Origin of the sequence: Paenisporosarcina antarctica, assembly GCF_004367585.1 — a bacterium.
In the GTDB taxonomy this organism is placed as follows: Bacteria; Bacillota; Bacilli; order Bacillales_A; family Planococcaceae; genus Paenisporosarcina; species Paenisporosarcina antarctica.
Genome location: NZ_CP038015.1, coordinates 3312814 through 3331651 on the forward strand (window position 1 = coordinate 3312814; position 18838 = coordinate 3331651).

At 37.7% G+C, this 18838-nt stretch carries 16 protein-coding genes; all 16 read right to left on the bottom strand.

The genetic code is table 11. The features are described from left to right. Positions 1-148 precede the first annotated feature (148 nt). A complete protein-coding gene (locus tag E2636_RS15830) occupies positions 149-1765 on the bottom strand; it encodes a BCCT family transporter (RefSeq protein ID WP_134211073.1) in 1617 nt (538 codons plus the stop codon). Positions 1766-1874: 109 nt separating this feature from the next. After that, complete coding sequence (locus E2636_RS15835) at positions 1875-3317, bottom strand: aldehyde dehydrogenase family protein (protein ID WP_134211074.1); 1443 nt, start codon at positions 3315-3317, stop codon at positions 1875-1877. 20 nt (positions 3318-3337) lie between these two features. Then, positions 3338-4393 (bottom strand): homoserine dehydrogenase, encoded by a 1056-nt coding sequence (locus E2636_RS15840; protein WP_134211075.1) that lies wholly within the window; start codon positions 4391-4393, stop codon positions 3338-3340. Continuing rightward, on the bottom strand, positions 4383-5630 hold the full coding sequence (locus tag E2636_RS15845; protein WP_134211076.1) for a M20 metallopeptidase family protein: 1248 nt from the start codon (positions 5628-5630) through the stop codon (positions 4383-4385). Before E2636_RS15845 ends, E2636_RS15840 begins: the two co-directional genes overlap by 11 nt. Positions 5631-5671: 41 nt before the next feature. Further along, positions 5672-6871 (bottom strand): cystathionine gamma-synthase family protein, encoded by a 1200-nt coding sequence (locus E2636_RS15850; RefSeq protein ID WP_134211077.1) that lies wholly within the window; start codon positions 6869-6871, stop codon positions 5672-5674. Positions 6872-6885: 14 nt separating this feature from the next. Further along, the gene (locus E2636_RS15855; RefSeq protein ID WP_134211078.1) at positions 6886-7890 is read right to left on the bottom strand and encodes a cyclodeaminase; all 1005 of its coding nucleotides are present in this window, start codon (positions 7888-7890) and stop codon (positions 6886-6888) included. Positions 7891-7916: 26 nt separating this feature from the next. Next, positions 7917-9104, bottom strand: a complete 1188-nt coding sequence (locus E2636_RS15860; protein ID WP_134211079.1) for a M24 family metallopeptidase — start codon at positions 9102-9104, stop codon at positions 7917-7919. Between the two features lie 645 nt (positions 9105-9749). Continuing rightward, positions 9750-11453, bottom strand: coding sequence for a PucR family transcriptional regulator (locus E2636_RS15865; RefSeq protein WP_134211080.1), 1704 nt, complete (start codon positions 11451-11453; stop codon positions 9750-9752). Positions 11454-11562: 109 nt separating this feature from the next. Continuing rightward, positions 11563-13011: an aspartate ammonia-lyase gene (aspA, locus tag E2636_RS15870; RefSeq protein WP_134211837.1), complete on the bottom strand. Its 1449-nt coding sequence runs from the start codon at positions 13009-13011 to the stop codon at positions 11563-11565. A 22-nt stretch (positions 13012-13033) separates the two neighbouring features. Beyond that, complete coding sequence (eutB, locus tag E2636_RS15875) at positions 13034-14047, bottom strand: hydroxyectoine utilization dehydratase EutB (protein WP_134211081.1); 1014 nt, start codon at positions 14045-14047, stop codon at positions 13034-13036. A 503-nt stretch (positions 14048-14550) separates the two neighbouring features. After that, positions 14551-14955, bottom strand: coding sequence for a PaaI family thioesterase (locus E2636_RS15880; RefSeq protein ID WP_134211082.1), 405 nt, complete (start codon positions 14953-14955; stop codon positions 14551-14553). A gap of 238 nt (positions 14956-15193) precedes the next feature. After that, positions 15194-15796 (bottom strand): alpha/beta hydrolase, encoded by a 603-nt coding sequence (locus tag E2636_RS15885; RefSeq protein ID WP_134211083.1) that lies wholly within the window; start codon positions 15794-15796, stop codon positions 15194-15196. 25 nt (positions 15797-15821) lie between these two features. Continuing rightward, complete coding sequence (locus E2636_RS15890) at positions 15822-16430, bottom strand: flavin reductase family protein (protein WP_134211838.1); 609 nt, start codon at positions 16428-16430, stop codon at positions 15822-15824. A gap of 100 nt (positions 16431-16530) precedes the next feature. Continuing rightward, entirely contained in the window at positions 16531-17070 is a 540-nt protein-coding gene (locus E2636_RS15895) for an NADPH-dependent FMN reductase (RefSeq protein WP_208324211.1), read from the bottom strand. A 75-nt stretch (positions 17071-17145) separates the two neighbouring features. After that, positions 17146-18129, bottom strand: coding sequence for a ring-cleaving dioxygenase (locus E2636_RS15900; protein WP_134211085.1), 984 nt, complete (start codon positions 18127-18129; stop codon positions 17146-17148). A gap of 67 nt (positions 18130-18196) precedes the next feature. Next, positions 18197-18631 carry a MarR family winged helix-turn-helix transcriptional regulator gene (locus E2636_RS15905; protein WP_134211086.1) on the bottom strand — a complete coding sequence of 145 codons (435 nt, stop codon included), beginning with the start codon at positions 18629-18631 and terminating at the stop codon, positions 18197-18199. Positions 18632-18838: the final 207 nt, after the last annotated feature.

Here is an 18838-nt window from a genome sequence, read left to right on the forward strand (position 1 = left end):
GACTGAATCCTTTTATTTACACCTAACTTTCCGACTTAAAACAAAATAAAGAACCTAACCACCTATTAAAAATAGTGTGATTAGGTTCAGCCTTTTTAAGAGTTAATATCATTGACTTGTTTTTACAAAGGTATCCTTAACTAAGAGTTTATCTGGTTTCTTGAGGCACTTTCTCTTTCTCCTGGTGTTGTTGTTTCATCTCTTCATTTTTCTCTGCATAGACAGGGTTCGTATGTTCAGGGTTCTGTCCCATTTTTTCTGGACTTTTCTCATTTGATAACGATTTGTATAGAGCTATACTCATTAAAATCAAAATGAATGTAAACGGCAGTGCAGAGACTAAGGATGCTGTCTGCAAACCTTTTAAACCACTGCTGACGATTAGAACCGCTGTGATTGATGCTATTAATACGCCCCAAATGACCTTCACTGAAGTTGAAGGATTCAAGTTGCCATCTGAAGACATCATTCCGAGTACGAATACTGCAGAGTCGGCCGATGTAACAAGAAAGATAACAATAAGTGCAATCATAATGACAGATAATAAAATATAGAGTGGGAATTCCTGTAAGAGTACGAATATGGCCGTTGTCACATCTTGAGAAACTGCCTGAGAAATGGCTGTTCCTGTGTACAAGTCCAAGTATAATCCTGTACCTCCGAAAATTGCCATCCAAGCAAAACCAATGACTGGCGGAACAATCATGACTCCTAAGACAAATTCACGAATTGTTCTTCCTCTTGAAACACGAGCAACAAATGACCCAACAAATGGCGACCACGCAATTACCCATGCCCAATAAAATACGGTCCAATCATTCACCCATGTATCTCCTGAATATGGGGTTAAGAAAAAGCTCATTTCAACAAAGTTCTGAAGGTAGTCCCCCAGCCCAACAACAAAGCTTTCCATTATAAAGATAGTTGGTCCTCTGAAAAGGAAGAAAATCATTAACACCGCTACTAGTGACATATTTAGAAGACTCAATAGTTTAATACCTTTATTAATTCCAGTCGTCGATGAAATAAGATAAAGCACTAAGATAATTCCAACTATACCGATTTGTAGCCATGCACTATTTGGAACTTGAAATACGTAGTTCATACCACCGCTTATTTGTAAGACACCCATACCAATTGAGGTAGCAACACCAGTTACTGTTGCTATAATGGCAAGAATGCTAATAAATAATTTTATACGACCTCTACCTCTTTTCGGAAGCACCTCAGAAATCGTTTCACTGATAAGCCCTTTTCTTTTATGACGGAATTGAAAGTATGCTAGAGCTAATCCAACAATCGCAAAAACAGACCACTGGTGAATTCCCCAGTTAAAAAATGAATAGCGCATCGCTAAACGTGCGGCTTCGGCAGTTTGAGGTTCTACTCCTGCAAGTGGAGGAGTGACAAAATGAGTCAATGGTTCGGCTACACCCCAAAATACAATTCCAACACCAAAACCTGCGCTAAATAACATACTGATCCATGTGAAAAGTGAAAACTCTGCTTTTTCATCATCTTTGCCAAGTTTGATATTTCCATATTTACTGAACGCAAGGAATAGGCAGAAAAAAACAAAACCTGCAACACTAAGCAAGTAAAACCACCCAAAGCTTTTGCTAGTAAATGAGAAAACAGCTGAAGCATATTTCGCTAGCGTGTCAGGTGAAAATGCACCCCAAAGAGTGAATAGGGCAATAACAATAGCTGATACTTTAAACACTATATTATTATAAGATACGTGGTTTGGGTTTTTCTTCAACATATTGAGATATCCCCTTCATCGCTTCTATTTTTACTTTATAAAAGAATTCTAGAACTTAGTGACCTACTATATAATGAATTTTGTTAACATAATGATTGACAAACATTTTTCAATAATCAGATAGTTTAAAACAAACAACTTTCGGCTCTGTCATTTCCTGAACTGAGAATTTAATTCCCTCGCGTCCTAATCCCGATTTTTTCACTCCGCCAAATGGCATGGAATCTATTCGGTAGTCGCTGCTGTCATTAATCATAATTCCACCAACATCCATCTTAGCAATGGCTCTATGTGCTTTATCGATACTTTTCGTAAAAATCCCCGCCTGTAAGCCATAATTCACTTCATTCGAAAGTCTGATCGCTTCATCAAGATCAGGAACAGAATACAGAAGTACTACTGGACCAAAGATTTCATCTGTAGCGATTGTACAGTTTTTAGGTACATTAGTTAAAACAGTTGGCAAATAAAAGGCACCGTTTCGTTTTCCACCGGTAAGTAATAATGCACCTTTTTCAATTGCTTCATTTACTAAATTTTCAACACGAATTGCTTCTTTTTCAGTAATAAGTGGTCCCATATCAGTTATCTCTAATTGTTTATCACCAACACAATATTGGTTCGTGCGTTCGACAAATTTAGTTTGGAATGAATAAAGAATACTTTCTTGGATATAAATTCGTTGCACACTCAGGCAATTCTGACCTGCGGCATAGAATGCACCTGAAACAGTTGATTCAACAGCATCATCAATATCACTATCTTCCAGTACGATAACTGGAGAATTCGAACCGAGCTCCATACTAATTTTTTTCAAACCCGCTTTTCTTGTGATTTTCTCACCAACTTCTACTCCTCCTGTAAAGCTAATCATACGTACCGCAGGATGTGTAACCAAAACATCACCAATTTCATTTCCGTAACCAGTAATTACTGATAACACTTTTGGAGGTAAACCTGCATAAGCAAATGCTTCCGCAAGCAACAATGCGCTTAATGGCGTTACTGTTGCCGGCTTAACGATAATTGCATTTCCAGATGCGATTGCCGGTCCTACTTTGTGTGCAACAAGGTTAAGTGGATCATTAAACGGTGTAATGGCACCAATAATTCCAATTGGAAAACGATAATAATATCCTACTCGATTCTCACTTCCTGGCATTTGATCAAAAGGAATTGTCTCACCGTGAATTCTTCTTGCTTCTTCAGCACTTATGCGCAATGTCTGAACACATCTTTGCACTTCTTTCGATGCTTCACGAATTGTTTTACTACTTTCTGTCGCTATAGTTCGAGCGTACTTTTCTAAATTCTGCTCTATATAATCTGCGGCAACATTGATCACTTTCATGCGTTCATGCACCGGCATAGAAGCAGCAATTTCAGCTCCGTCTTTCGCTTCCTCAATACAATTCACCATATCCTTCGCTGATGCTGCAGGAACTGTATCGATGATGCTGTTATCTTGAGGATCACGAACCTCAATGATTCGATCACCATTCACCCATTTGCCTGCAAGGAACATCTTTTGCCCTGTAAGTTGAGTTGTCATACTATTACCGCCTTTCCTCATTAAATTTTCACTAATTGTTTTTGACGATCAATAGTAATTAAATCTATTAAGAGGGAGAAGCCCGTTTCGACTTTCCCGGCACCCGCGCCGCTCAATGTCACTGCGCCTAAAAGATCACATTTATAGGTAATAGCGTTAGTAGCTCCGCTGATCGAGGCAAGCGAATCTGTGATATCTACTTTTTCTGGTGCAATTGATGCAATTACTTTGTTACCTTCTTTGCGTGCTTTAGCTAATAGTTTCCACCGTTTTCCTTCTGCTTTTGCTGTTTCAATATCTCTTAACGTAATTCCTGTGATTCCTTTGCACGATACTTCTTCCACTGTCAGAGGTGCTCTCATTACATAGTTTGATAAAATAACAATTTTGTATCTTGCATCATAGCCTTCTACATCACTGGTAGGGTCTGCTTCTGCATATCCTAGCTCCTGTGCCTCTTTTAAAGCTTCCTCGTAAGTTATACCTGCTATTTCCATTTGGGTTAAAATGTAGTTTGTCGTACCATTTAAAATACCGCGTATTTCAGTAATATCATTTCCAGCCAGTGTAGCGATTGGCATACGCAATGCTGGAGTTCCGCTCATTACAGTTCCCTCAAATCCCCAGTAAACGCCATGTTTGTTGGCAATTTCAGAAAGCTCTTTGTAAGCAAGAGCAACAGGACCTTTGTTCGTCATGACAACATTTTTCCCATTCTCAAACGCAGCTTTACAATGATTAATCGCTGGTTGACCTGTTTTTACGTCTGTGTACGAAACCTCAATAATCGTATCCGCATTTGTCTCACGAATTGTTTTTAAACTATCCCATCCCGTCACTAGCCCCTGAGTTGGTGGATAGTTTTCGAGGCTACCAGTTTCTCTTAACACTCGGAGAGCCGTATCAATATCAAGACCGTTTGGATGATAAATCGAGCCTTTTAATAAATCGGATATTGCCACAATATTAGCTTCAAAACCCTCATCTTGTCTTAGGGCTTCTTTTTTATCACGAATAATTTCTGCCAAACCTTGCCCCACTACACCAAATCCAATAAATGCTAATTTATGAGCCATGTGATTGCACCTCTACCTTCTGATTAATTGGTGACCTAAGCTTACCTTTTAAAAATTTTATTGCTGTCTGTGCTAGTATTGCTGTCCCTATTGGCAAGCAGGATTCGTCAATATCAAAGATTGGCGTGTGCAAATCCCGCTGAACTCCGTCTTGCCGTGAACAGCCTAGAAAAAACATGGAACCTGGAATCTGTTCCGTTACATAGGCGAAATCTTCTCCTCCCATTCCAAAAGGACCCTTAGTTATTTGAATATCAGGGTATATCTCAAGCATCGTTTCAGTAATCCATTCGTTGACTAGGGGACTATTATATAAGGCTGGTTCACCTCTTTGTACATTCAAGAAATAGCCTCCGCCTAAGTGTTCAGCAATTGAAAACGCTTTCTTTAACTCTATTTCCAATAAATTACGTATTTCAGCTGAATAGCTTCTAATCGTACCTTCTATTAAAACCTCTGTCGGGATTATATTACTGGCTGTTCCTGCATGGATTTGACCTATACTTATAACTGCAGCATCTAAAGCAGAAACTCTACGAGCAACAATTCCGTGTAACGCTTGCAGAACAGGTCCTAGCATCCAGGTAGGGTCTGTTCCCAGTTCTGGATAAGCTCCGTGGCCACCTGTACCATATATTTTAGCTTCAAATACATCAACACTTGCCATGCTGTATCCATCGCTAATTTGTGCTTCACCTACAGGTAGCCAAGGACACATATGAAGAGCGATTGCAGCCTCTACATTATCGTAAGCGCCCGCTTTCACCATATAAGGAGATCCAGAAAGTCCATTTTCGTCCGTACATTCTTCAGCAGGTTGAAATATAAACTTAACCGTCCCTGTTACTTCCCCCTTTTTAAAGAGATCTGAAAGTATGGTAGCCACACCCAGTAAAATAGCTGTATGTGCATCGTGTCCGCATGCATGCATAACACCATCATTTTTTGAGCAATAACTATTTGTACTTTCTTCTTGAATTGGAATAGCATCTATGTCAGCACGAATCGCAAAAGTCGGACCATCACCTGAAGTTAATATGCCAATAACACTTGTTTCAACTCCTCTTCCAGTGTCTACTTTCATTCCGTCTATCATTCTTAACGTTTCAGCAACAAATTTAGAGGTCCTGAACTCTTTAAAACTGAGTTCAGGAAATTGATGAAACGTGCGACGCCATTCAATTAGTTTAGTAAACAAGCAGTTTACTTGATCAACTATTGGATGAGTATTTGACATTTACCATTCGCCTCTGCTCCCTGTTAGAAAATTTATGATTATTAAACTTTCAAAGCACTTTCAACGTGATTAAACGCTTGTTCAAAGTCTGCAAGGATATCTTCAATATCTTCAATTCCACAAGATACGCGAATTAATCCTTCTGGTATTCCCATTGCTGCGCGTTCTTCAGGAGTGCATTCAACATGGCTTGTCGTACGGGCAGGCCCTACTGTTGTTTCAACTGAACCTAGGTTTGCTGCACGGTGTGCGTATTGCAATTTAGGAAGAAGATCTCTTACTGTATCAACTCCACCTTTTACTGCAAAGCTAAGCATGCCACCGAAATCTTTCATTTGTTTTTTCGCGATGTCGTGGTTTGGATGCGTTTCAAGCCCCGGGTAGAAAACATCTTCGACAATTTCTTTTGTTTGCAAGTATTTCGCAAGTTCCATTGCATTCTTACATTGTTCACGGACACGAATGTGAAGAGTTTTCATTCCTCGTAAAGTCAAGTAAGCTGCCATTGGATCCATTGTTGCTCCATTGATTTCACGGTAGTGGTAAACTTGCTCAACGAGTTGATGAGAACCCACTAACACTCCGCCAAGTGCATCCGCATGTCCACAAAGGAATTTTGTTGCACTATGGATAACCAAGTCAACGCCAAGTGCAAGCGGGTTTTGGTTGATCGGAGTTCCGAAAGTGTTATCAATGATGACAATAGCCCCCGCTGCCTGACCAGCTTTTGCCATACGTTCGATATCCGTAATTTTAACTGTTGGATTTGTCGGTGTTTCCAAGTAGAGAATTTTACACCCTTTAGCAACTTCCGCTTCGATTGCTTCATGATTTCCTGTTTCAGCTAAAGCTACATCGATATTTAGACGCGGAAGGAACTCAGTAAAGATTTTGTTTGTGCCGCCGTATGTGTCTTTAACAGAAACAATGCGATCACCTGGCAATAAGAATGTAGCCAGAGTATTGCTGATTGCTGCCATCCCTGTAGAGAAACTTGTTGCCGCTTCTGCACCTTCTAGAACTTTCACTTTATCTTCAAATGCTTGGACAGTCGGGTTTGTGTTGCGTCCATAAATATGTCCCTTTTTCTTGCCAATTGCCACGTCATACCACTCATCCATATCGTCGTATGTGTAAGCTACGCTCAATACGACTGGTACTTGTGTGGCACCATGTACTAAATATTCTTTTTCTCCAGCCCATACTGCTTTTGTACCTATTTGAATGTCTTTGTGTGTCATATGACCACTCCTCATTAGTTTTTTAGTGCTACCATTTCATTTCCAATCTTTAATCCTATATTCCGTTTGACCATTTCAGTGTAAGCAAATAACGCAATCGCTGTATCCTGAACACCCGTTCCGGTTAAATCACAAACTGTAATTTGTTCATCATTGTCACGACCGTCCAACTCTTTTGAAGTTAATTGACCGAGTTCGATAATGAACGAATCGTCTGTGAGGGCACCACTTTCTAATGCATGATGCAATTCTCCAAGTTTGGAACATTGTGCTTTTGTATCACACACAAGCTTATCCGCCCGAGCTAATACTTCATCTTCCAACTCTTGTTTATGTTCGGCATCAGAGCCCATTGCTGTAATATGAATCCCAGGATGCAGCCATTCAGCTTTAATAACTGGCTCTTTTGCCGGCGTTGTCGTGACGACTAAGTCACTGCAGCGAACAACCTGTTCCGCGTTTTCCGCCACTTGGACGTCTACCCCTAACTCAGCAGCCATTTCTTCTGCGTACTTTTCAGCACGGTCAGTTGAACGTGCATAAACAATTAGCTTTTTAAAATCCCGTACTAGAGCTATTGCTCTCACCTGGAACCTCGCTTGACTTCCCGCTCCTATTACTCCTACAGTTTCAATGTTTTCCCGAGAAAGGTATTTTGCAGCAACCGCTCCCGCTGCAGCAGTTCTAATCTCAGTTAAATAACCATTATCCAAAAGAAGCGCATGTGGAATCCCCGTTTGTGTACTAATCAACATCATTAGTCCATTCCCACTTGGAAGACCCTGCTTATGATTATTAAAAAATCCAGAAGAAACCTTTATGGCAAACATCTCTTTACCTTTTATATACGCAGTTTTCACATCTACTTCGCCATTTTGATCGTGAATATCAATACGCATTATCGGTGGCATTTCCACTTCATTGTTTGCTAATTTTGTAAATCCATCTTCAATAATGTCAATTGCTTCAAGATTTAATTCCACATATTGTTTAAGCTCCTGCTCCGTAAATATAAGCATAATCCTCTCATCTCCTTTTATGGAGTCTAGTTATTCATTAATATTCCGTCTTTGATAAACAACTCTCTAGGGAAATTCGCGAAAGTTTCACATCCAGTTTCTGTTACTCTAAAGGATTCACTCGCTTCAAATCCGTAGTGATCTAACCAAATACCAGGAATTAGATGGAATGTCATATTCGGCTGAAGAATTGTTTTGTCTCCTTTACGGATACTTGCTGTATGCTCACCCCAGTCAGGAGGATAATTCAAACCCATTGCATAACCAAGACGGGATTCTTTTATAATGCCACTTCTCTCTATTGATTTTCTCCAAGTTTCTTCAATTTCTTCACACGCGATACCTGGCTTAATCATGTCAAGACAACTGTTTAACCCTTCGATAACAACATCTGAAAGCGCTTTAATTTTATCGGAAGGTCGCCCTATATTAACTGTTCTTGCAAGTGGTGAGTGGTAGCGTTTATAACAGCCCGCTAATTCTAAAATAACTGTATCACCTTGTTTATAGCGTTCATCTGTCCATGTTAAATGAGGAGTTGAGGTTTTCTCTCCAGATGGGAGCAGTGGCATAATTGCCGGATAATCACCGCCGAACTCTGCTGTTCCAGTGACTTGTGTGTGTAATATTTTCGCTGCAACATCACATTCACGAACGCCTACATTTATCAAATTAATTCCATCCATCATAGCTTTTTCTACGATTAACGCAGCGCGCTTCATATACTCGATTTCTTGATTAGACTTCACAATACGAACCCAGTTTACTAGATGAGATGCATCCTTGAACGTAGCATTTGGTAACCCTTTTTTTAGCTGTTCGTAACATTTTGCTGTGAAATAATAATTTTCCATTTCAACACCGACTGAACGGGTTTCTAGACCAATTTGTTTTAAAATATCAGCTACAAAGTCCATGGGGTGCTTTGTATTAGATTGGACATAATCCTCTGGATAAGGAATGATGTTTTCATGGTATAGCCATGTTGTTAATTTTGCTCCGTTTGCATCCTGAGTTCTTCCAATCCAAATCGGTTGGTCTTCGTCATTTATTATTACTAACATTTGATGTACGTAGAAGGACCAACCATCGTAACCGGATAAGTAGTTCATATTAGCTGGATCTGTAATAAGTAATACTTCAACCCCTTGTGCTGCCATTCGATCTTTTGTTTTGCGAATTCTCTCTTTATACTCTGTTGTTCCAAATGACATGGGAACCATCCCTCCTAATATATCAATGCTTATTAAATTTTCGGAATAATTAGTCCGTGAGTTTAGTATAGTATAAGAGCTCGGAATCTATCATCCGTAATATTGTATGAATATTCAATAAATTTATAGTCAAATTAGCTATTAGTTTTGAGATGCTTTTTAATTCATGAAGAGTTTTTCAATTCCTCTAGAATCAGCGAGCCGTCAGAATTATATTCTATATTTAGCAAAGTCCTTAATATTGTGTATAGTCGTATACAATGAATTCGAAATGAAACTGTCTAGAATATTTTTCAAGACCACATTTTATAAGTATCAATATATTTCATTGAAAACCAATAACATCAACGTAGCTGCTGAAAAAGTATTTTCAGCACGTTGCCTTCCATAATATCCAATAATTACAACTGATCCATCGCTCAACATTAAATCCATATCTTTTTGACGATGCGAGAAGCGTAATAGTGTTGCAAAACCCTCTTTTCAGGAGAAAACACTTAAATAAAGTAAAAAACGATTTGAAAACCTTAGTCGTTCAGAATGTGAAAAATGTTTTTACTTTTTAGACAGTAAAATAAGACCGATATACAAACCCTCTAACTTAATGGATTTTATACCGGTCCTATTATTTTAATTATATCTTGCTTATGTTATTTTTTCAGAGACACCCATTTTCCAAGTTTTAATACTCAAATCCAATAAAAATAAATCATCAGGATCAATAAGCGATAGGCCTGTCAATGACTCAATTTTCCTAAGTCGATATAACAAGGACTGTCTGTGTAAATTTAATGACCTTGCCGTTTGACTAACATTTCCATGATACTGATTATATGCACTAAATGTACTAATTAAATCCATATTACTCTGGCCGTCATATTGAACGAGTGGTTCTAATGTCGACATAATGACTTCTTTCATCTCATTATTTTGAGCAAGATTTAAGAGCACACGGTCAACCCGTGTGTTTTCATACATCATACGATGACCTATTCCTTTTTTACGTCTTCCAATATTTAATGCAACGTTTGCATTTTGATAGCTTTCCGCAAATCCCTCAAAATCTTCGCAATAGCACCCTACACCCCAAGATATAATAACCTCAGGGAGTAAATTTCCTAAACGACGTTCTACTAAATCTAGGAAGTTCGTTGCGCCTTCATTTTCTGTTTTGGAAGGAACTTCAAGAAAAATAAGAAGCTGTTCTCCTTGATACGTTATCATTACTTCTCGTTTAATGGATTGTGATGCATAAAAAATCTCTTCTTCAATATAATGAATCATGCTTTCAAGCCAATGGACAAATGAATCATAATCTTTTTTTCTTTTCTCAAATAGCAACTGTAGGTTCTCAGGAAACCCTACAATAGAAATATATGGGCGTTTTAAATTATATCCGAGCAATTTTGCCCTTGAATTTGCCTGATCATAGGAAGCGAACTCTCCTTTTGCTAACTCTTGAACAAAATCACTTCGCAAACTTATTTTCGTCGCCTCAATGGCATTTTTCCTTGAAAGCCATAGAGCTATTGTTGTCGCTGCATGCTCCAATACATTCACGTGATACTGTGTTAAATAGGAGTCCACTGATGTATTAGGAGGTAACATCACAAAAATATAGCCTTGTGCGTCCCCTAAAACTTGCAGCACAGGGAGTTGAAGTATACACTTACCATCTATTTCAACCATTTGGAACTTCTGTATCATTGGATCATGACTTACCAAGGTTGTCTCCTTTCTTAAAGGAAGGATTCCCTTCAGAACATAGGTCTCCCACTTTTTAATAAAGGCTTGAGTATGACCATTTTTTTCTTGAATAGATCCTAGTCGGTCAGTGATAATAATCGTACAATTAATATGCCTTTGAATAAATTTCGAGATATGATTAAGATCTTTATCTTGTAGAATTAATTTTAACAACTCTTGCTGTACTTCCTCTGATTTTTGCCGTTCTTTGTACTGAATATCGTTAATATCTTTCATAACCTCTTCAACGATACTGGAAAATCGGATTTCCCATGGAATTTCAATAATCTTGAAATTATGCTTCTCAGCCAATTCAATGACCTCTCTAGGAATATCAAATATATGTCTTCCCATCGCGATCATAAGTGCTGTCGCTTCAGAGTCTATAATATCTTGTACAAACGTTACAAATGTTTCAACGTCGTTGTTGCATCCAATAGCAGTTGTTAATACAACCTCATTTTTACGGACGAAATTTTCAACAGGCATCTCAATTACTGAAATCCATTGAATATTTCGCTCTTTTTCAACATTGTTACCTGTTATAATTCTTGCGTTTTTAAGATTTTCGTAATGTAGAATATCCTCTAATGTTAATATCATGATTCCCCACTCCTACCACTTAAAGATTAACACGGTAAAAATTCTTATTAAAAACTTTATCGAGGTAGCGTTTAACTACTACCAATCAATAGTTATATTATTACAATGACTAGGAGTTGATCAAATGTAAAGTGTTTATTTTCCCACTATCAAAAAGAGCAGCACCAGAAATACCTGGCTCTGTCATTTCATATGGGTTTAAAATAAGATCAAGTTCTTCTTCTGTTAACACGTCGTAAAGCAAGCATAATTCACGAACAGATTTTCCATTTATGATTGCTTCTCTTGCAATCCTTGCTGCCACTTCATAGCCGATATGAGGATTAACTGCTGTAATAATTCCTACGCTTTTTTCCACATAACTCTTTAAATGTTCTTCATTTGCTTCTATACCCACAAGGCAGTACTCTGTAAAAACACTGAATGCATTATTCATGATGCTAATAGACTGTAACAAATTAAACACAAGTACAGGTTCCATCACATTTAACTCAAGCTGACCAGCTTCAGAGGCCAAACAAATTGTATGATCGTTACCTATTACTTGAAATGCAACCTGATTAATCATCTCGGGCATGACTGGGTTTACTTTTCCTGGCATAATCGACGAACCAGGCTGCCTAGCTGGCAAAAAGATCTCACCAAGTCCTGCTCTTGGACCTGATGCCATTAAACGAATATCGTTTGCTATTTTGGACATGTTCATCATGCATACCTTTAGTGCAGCTGAAACTTCAGTATATGCATCCGTATTTTGTGTCGCATCCACTAAATGTTCTGCTCCCGTTAGCGGCAGACCACTAATATCAGACAAGTGATTGATTACCTTTTTGATATAATGTGGATCGGCATTTAGTCCGGTTCCAACAGCTGTTGCTCCCATATTCACTTCATATAAATGTTGACGTGATTGCTTAATACGCTTAATATCACGTCCTACTACACGGCTATATGCTTCAAATTCTTGCCCAAGACGAATAGGGACCGCGTCTTGAAGATGTGTTCTCCCCATCTTTATCACATGATCAAATTGTTGTGCCTTTTTCTTAAACACAGCAAGCATCTGCTGCATTGTATAAAGTAGTTTTTCTAGTAGGTTAAGAGTTGCAATATGAATTGCAGTTGGAAAAACATCGTTAGTTGATTGTGACATATTTACATGATTGTTTGGACTCAGTAGCTTATAGTCCCCTTTCTCTTTACCAAGTAATTCAAGAGCACGATTAGCGATAACCTCATTCACATTCATATTCATTGAAGTACCAGCACCACCTTGGATGGGATCTACGATAAAATACTCGTGCAATTTTCCTCCAATGATTTCGTCTGCTGCTTTTACAATTGGATGACATAATCCTCCATTTAAAAGTTTCACATCCATATTTGCTAATGCTGCTGCTTTTTTCACGATCACTAAAGCTCTAATTAGTTCCTCATGAATCCGATAGCCTGTGATCGGGAAATTTTCAACAGCACGTATTGTTTGGATGCCATAATATGCTTGCATTGGCACTTCCTTCGACCCTAAAAAATCACTCTCAATTCTCACATTAAACATACCAACGCCAATTGACATAATCTCACCCTTTCTTTTCCAGAGTATACTTTTGAATTAGCTGTAGCAGAGTAGAAATGTCAACGTTGTTTCCACTTATAATAACAGCGACATCCCCCTCTTGATGAGGAATTTTATTACCTAAAACTGCCGCAATTCCTGTTGCTGCTGCACCTTCCATAACAATTCGATGTTTGTCGATCATATAGGCCATGCTATAAGCAATCTCTTCTTCAGGAATAAGCACGACATCATCCATATATTGCTGCACCATTTTAAACGTGTATTGATTATCAAGACCAATTCCACCTAATAAACTATCTGCTAATGTCTCGCTTTCTTCAAGCTCTACTGGTTTACCAACGTTCAAACTTTCATACATGACCGCTGATTGTTCCATTGAAACACCAGTTACTCTGATGGCACGATCATTAGATTTTAATGCCAGGCAAATTCCGGAGAGTAGTCCACCTCCTGAAAGAGGAACAATCACGTCTGTTAGATTAGGAAGATCCTCTAATAATTCCAAGCCAATTGTTCCTTGTCCGGCAATAACATGAGGATCATCAAATGGCTGAATAACAGTTAATCCCTTCTCTCTTTCCAACTCAAAACAATACTCTCCTGCGGCATCTTGGCTATCACCAACTATCACAATTTGAGCTCCCAGCCTTTTTAATGAATCTACTTTTGCTTTTGGTACTCGATTTGAAATGCATACAACAGCATCAATTCCAAGTTTTTTCGCTACAAAAGCTACAGCCATACCATGGTTTCCAGTTGAATACGTTACAACCCCACGCCTTTTTTCTTCTTCACTCAGGCTAAGGATTTTATTGGCTGCTCCTCTTATTTTGAATGCTCCAACTTCATGAACATTTTCAAGCTTTAAATAAACAGGACGACCTATTTTTTCCGATAGAATATTAGACTGAATTAATGGTGTTTTATTTACAATAGCAGAAATTCGTTTTCTCGCTTCCCAAACATCACCAATTTCAATGTCTTTTCGTTCTTTTGATTGTTTTGTATTAGTCATATTATCCTCCCAACATTGATGGTTATTTTTTTGTAATTATTAGGTTTATACTAATCTCTTCTATAAGTTATATCTATTGTCAATCCTGACTACAAACAGTGTGAATTTTCATACAATTTGGAAATGTAGATCCCTATAGACTAAGCGGGGGAATGTATTAGTCTGCTATTTGTATTTATAAATGTAAAATCAAATCGAATTATTGTCGATTGATTGATATACATAAGTATCATTTATCAAAATTTGAGTGCAATAAAAAAGAGAATTCCAGGTCGTTTTCGGACAAAATTTTAACCTAAATAATAAAAGAAACGAGCGGTAGCCAAAGGCCATCTCTCGTTTCTTTTTATGTTGGTGTTCCCATGTCGGGGGGGGGGGGGTGCGTCCTTCTCTCCCCTGCAACCTACCAATTCATACGGATTAATTTTGAATTGATGAAAGAGTAGAATCTTCCATTAACATGAATGAATAGCATCACAAGTTCTTGAGAACTGATGATTTCCTTATGAATCTCGAAATAACTTAAAGGTGCCAATTGCTTTGGCTAAAGTTTTCCCTTGTTCATCGTATATCTCACCTTCTGCAGTTACAATTCGGTATCCTTGTTGAACTATTTTAGCTGTCGCGAATATAGTTCCTTCTGTTGAAGGCGCAAGATAATTTATATTTAAATTAATAGTTGCACATTTAGCTTTGGTTGTAATTTGAGTCTTCATTCCCAAAACTTGATCCAACATAGCTCCATGTACACCGCCATGCAAAGTTTCATTTACATTTAGTAAATGTTCATTTATTTCTAGCTTTATTAAAACCTTATCTTCTTGAAAATCAATAATTTCAAAACCCATATATGAAAAGAATGGACTTTTTTCAAAGCTGACACGTATATTTTGTAAGACTTTTTCCAAATGATTCACCCCTTACCTATTATCATCTCATGATTTTTAATTTTTTTGTACCATTTGTTCTTTATCATTAACAATTCTACTCGCCTTGAACCAATTAATATGGCTACATACAGAGTACTGAGGACAATATAAATAGGAAATCACGAAGACACCGATTAATGTGACAAAGCTACATCAATCGGCGTCTTTTATTCGGTTTTGCAATTCATGCCACTTGGAAATCGAAGTCATACTACTTTTATAACTGTTGATACCATTTCGTTGCAGCTTCTACTTCACTCATTATTAATTGATGCCCTTGGTTTTCCCAATGGATATTGACTGTTGCATGCGCAGCTTCTAGCAATTGTTTAAGATCCACTGACTCTTGTTGCGGACAAATGGGATCGTTTTTCCCAGCTGTAATAAATACGTGTTTTCCTGATAAATCAGGAAGCGCTATTCCTCGTCTAGGCACCATTGGATGATGTAAAATAGCTCCTCTAATCGCATTGTCAAAATGGAATAGCAGGCTTGCTGCAATATTTGCACCATTTGAATAGCCAATAGCAAGAATGTTTTCGCGGTCAAATTCATACTTTACGGCCGCTTCATCTAAAAAAGCATTCAATTCATTTGTGCGGAAAATTAAATCCTCTTCATCAAAAATACCTTCTGCTAATCTTCTAAAAAATCGTGGCATTCCATTTTCTAACACATTGCCTCGAACACTTAATACGGATGCCTCTTTATCGACAATGTCAGCTAGAGGTAATAAATCTTGCTCATTCCCACCTGTTCCATGTAGTAATAATAGGACTGGTTTTGTTGAATCTGTACCTTGTTTAAAAATATGTTTCATTTATTATTTCTCTCCTTTCAAGCGATCACTTAGGTCTATCCATTGAAAAAATGTCACCTATCATTGCATAATCTGTGCCAGCTAAGCGACTGACTGCATTTAATGCTCTTGGATCAATTCGGCCATCTTTGTAAATCTCTTTATCGATATGAAATTGAAGAATTTCGCCTATGAATAAATCACAGCTCGGCTCGACTTTCCCTCCTAAAGGGATTGCTTGAACGAGCTTACATTCCATACGGATTTTAGACTCTTTAATTCCCGGTACCGACACATGCGTACTTTGAATAGCTGTCAGCTTTGCCAATTCAATTTCACTTTCATCAGACGGTAAGCTCGCTGATGTTTCATTAATCTTTGCGACATTTTCATCATCTACTATATGCACAACAAATTCATGATTATTATTTATATTGTTAGCAGTATCTTTCATTCGCCCTTTAGGTCGCTGTACCGTTATTGAAATCATTGGAGGATTTGATGAAACAATATTAAAGTAACTAAACGGGGCACCATTTAAGACACCATCGGCTGATTGCGTCGTGACGAATGCGATGGGTCTTGGAATGATAGAACCTATCATTAATTTATAATTATCCCGTTCATTATTTTGCTTTGGATCAATTGAAATCAATTTCATCAGTTCCTTCCTCTATTAGGCAAGTAGCGAATTCACGGTTCTTTTAAGTTTAAGCTAGCAACATTACCTAACTAGGTTCAATTTCGAAAAAAATTTACGGACGAAGTGTTTTTAATGCAGTTGTCCAAGGAATTACTTGGTCTAACATTTGGTTTACTGAATCTTTTTGCACATCTGCTGGTTTGAATACTGAACCATTTTCGAAGTCAGTGAATAATGATAAGGCTGGATGAACGCGCACATGTGCAACGCTTAATTCACTTAAAATACCTCGTAAATGTTCTGTTGCACGAGCACCGCCTACTGAACCATATGATACAATACCCGCTGCTTTATTATTCCACTCAACGCGTAAGTAATCCAAAGCATTTTTTAAAGCTCCAGTGATTGAGTGGTTATATTCTTGAACGATAAATACAAATCCATCACAGCCATTAATTTGCGCTGACCAATCTGCCGCACCTGATGCATCGCCACCCGCTTCACCTAATAATGGTAATTTGAAATCTGCTATGTCGATAATTTGATAGTCAGCGTCTCCGCGTTTGTCTGCTAGTTCTTTTACCCATGCACCTACTTGTGGACTAACTCTTCCTTCACGTGTACTACCTAAAACAATCCCGATTTTCAACATATTATTTCCTCCTTTTTCTGGTGTTTTATTGTCTAATCCAAAAACTTTTTTTAATAAACTCATCTTATTCCCTCATTATTCATATTTTTTTGTTAGCTCTTTTGTGCTTCTTACTGTATCAATTGGTCGAACAAGTTTTTCAATTTGCTCACGTTTTGGCTCTAAAAATGGGGGTAAAGAAAGCTTTTCACCCATCGTTTCATAAGGTTCATCACCCATAAATCCTGGTCCATCCGTTGCAAATTCAAATAAAATTTGTGGTGTCACGCGTGTATAAAGTGATTCAAAGAAGTGACGATTTACATAACCAGATGTTTGGAAACCAAAGGTCTCAAGTCTATTTGTCCACTCATCTAATACCGCTCTGTCTTCTACACGGAAAGCAACATGGTGAACTGTGCCGAAGCCTTGTTGACCATTTGACATTGCTTCATTATGCTCAACGATAATTTGGGCTCCATTTCCGCCCTCTCCCACTTCAAATAAGTGATAAGATCCTTCTGTAGCAACTTCTTTAAACAACATGACTTTTTCTAACATTTGTTTAAAGTAATTCACATCAGCAATACGTATGAAAATCGGTCCTAAACCCGTAATGGCAAATTCTAATGGAATCGGTCCTTTTTGCCAAGGTGTACCAGAAGCGACACCTTTGTTGAACTCATCCGAAATCATTTGATACGGTTGATCGTCAAAATCCACGAATGACAATGTCTTTTTACCAAACTGTTCTTCAATACCATTATGTTTAACTTCTAGTCGGTCAAAACGTTTTACCCAATAGGCAAGTGCTGCATCAGTTGACACTCGAAATGATGTTTTTGAAATCTCATTTGTACCATGCGTCCCCTTTGGTGTGTTTGGGAAATCAAAGAACGTCATATCCGTTCCAGCGCTTCCTTTGTCATCTGCAAAGAATAAATGATACGTCTTAATATCATCTTGGTTGACTGTTTTCTTCACTAAACGCATACCCAATACATATGTGAAAAACTCGTAGTTCTTTTCTGCACTGCTTGTTATAGCTGTTACATGGTGAATTCCTTTTAAATGATTCATTAATTTTCCTCCTTTAATTTATCCTCAATGATAATATCTCGAATTAAAGACATTATCTAAAAAAAAATTATACCGTTTCTGCATGATGTCCAACTCGTTTAAGTAATTTAATCATGTCATTAATATCTTTATCTGCTAAGTGTTCAAAGATTTCATTAATTTTCGCTTCATGCTGAGGGAAAATCCGATCCATAAATGCCTTCCCATCACTCGTTATAGCAGCAAACGTCACACGACGATCAGTTGGACATGCTTTACGAATCGCAAAATTCTTGTGCTCAAGCTTATCTACTACATACGTAATGCTACCACTTGAAATAAGAATCTTCTTCCCAATACTTTGTATCGGTTGGTCTCCTTTATGGTACAGCAATTCTAATACAGCGAATTCGGTTTGATTTAATCCATACGTGGCTGCATCTTTTTTAATCACTTCTTGAATTGCTTGAGAGGCACGAAGTATAACTGTAACTGCTTTTAATTTATTAGTAGCTGATACCATTCGTTTCCCTTCTTCCAATTTATCTCGAATTCATTTATCTTTAATTCAAAGTAAATTTAACATGTATTTTATCACTTGTCAATTAGTTTGGATTTATGGGTTGTACAATACATGAATTTGGTGAAATAAAATCCCCTTCTCGAAAAAAGGAGAAAGGGATGGAATTTCATTAATGTCATTTTTTTATAAATATCTATGAAACAAAAA

Coding starts and splice junctions, on each gene's coding strand:
- E2636_RS15830 (WP_134211073.1), bottom strand. CDS start 1,765: ATGTTGAAGAAAAACCCAAACCACGTATCTTATAATAATATAGTGTTT.
- E2636_RS15835 (WP_134211074.1), bottom strand. CDS start 3,317: ATGACAACTCAACTTACAGGGCAAAAGATGTTCCTTGCAGGCAAATGG.
- E2636_RS15840 (WP_134211075.1), bottom strand. CDS start 4,393: ATGGCTCATAAATTAGCATTTATTGGATTTGGTGTAGTGGGGCAAGGT.
- E2636_RS15845 (WP_134211076.1), bottom strand. CDS start 5,630: ATGTCAAATACTCATCCAATAGTTGATCAAGTAAACTGCTTGTTTACT.
- E2636_RS15850 (WP_134211077.1), bottom strand. CDS start 6,871: ATGACACACAAAGACATTCAAATAGGTACAAAAGCAGTATGGGCTGGA.
- E2636_RS15855 (WP_134211078.1), bottom strand. CDS start 7,890: ATGCTTATATTTACGGAGCAGGAGCTTAAACAATATGTGGAATTAAAT.
- E2636_RS15860 (WP_134211079.1), bottom strand. CDS start 9,104: ATGTCATTTGGAACAACAGAGTATAAAGAGAGAATTCGCAAAACAAAA.
- E2636_RS15865 (WP_134211080.1), bottom strand. CDS start 11,453: ATGATATTAACATTAGAGGATATTCTACATTACGAAAATCTTAAAAAC.
- aspA (WP_134211837.1), bottom strand. CDS start 13,011: ATGTTTAATGTGAGAATTGAGAGTGATTTTTTAGGGTCGAAGGAAGTG.
- eutB (WP_134211081.1), bottom strand. CDS start 14,047: ATGACTAATACAAAACAATCAAAAGAACGAAAAGACATTGAAATTGGT.
- E2636_RS15885 (WP_134211083.1), bottom strand. CDS start 15,796: ATGAAACATATTTTTAAACAAGGTACAGATTCAACAAAACCAGTCCTA.
- E2636_RS15895 (WP_208324211.1), bottom strand. CDS start 17,070: ATGTTGAAAATCGGGATTGTTTTAGGTAGTACACGTGAAGGAAGAGTT.
- E2636_RS15900 (WP_134211085.1), bottom strand. CDS start 18,129: ATGAATCATTTAAAAGGAATTCACCATGTAACAGCTATAACAAGCAGT.
- E2636_RS15905 (WP_134211086.1), bottom strand. CDS start 18,631: ATGGTATCAGCTACTAATAAATTAAAAGCAGTTACAGTTATACTTCGT.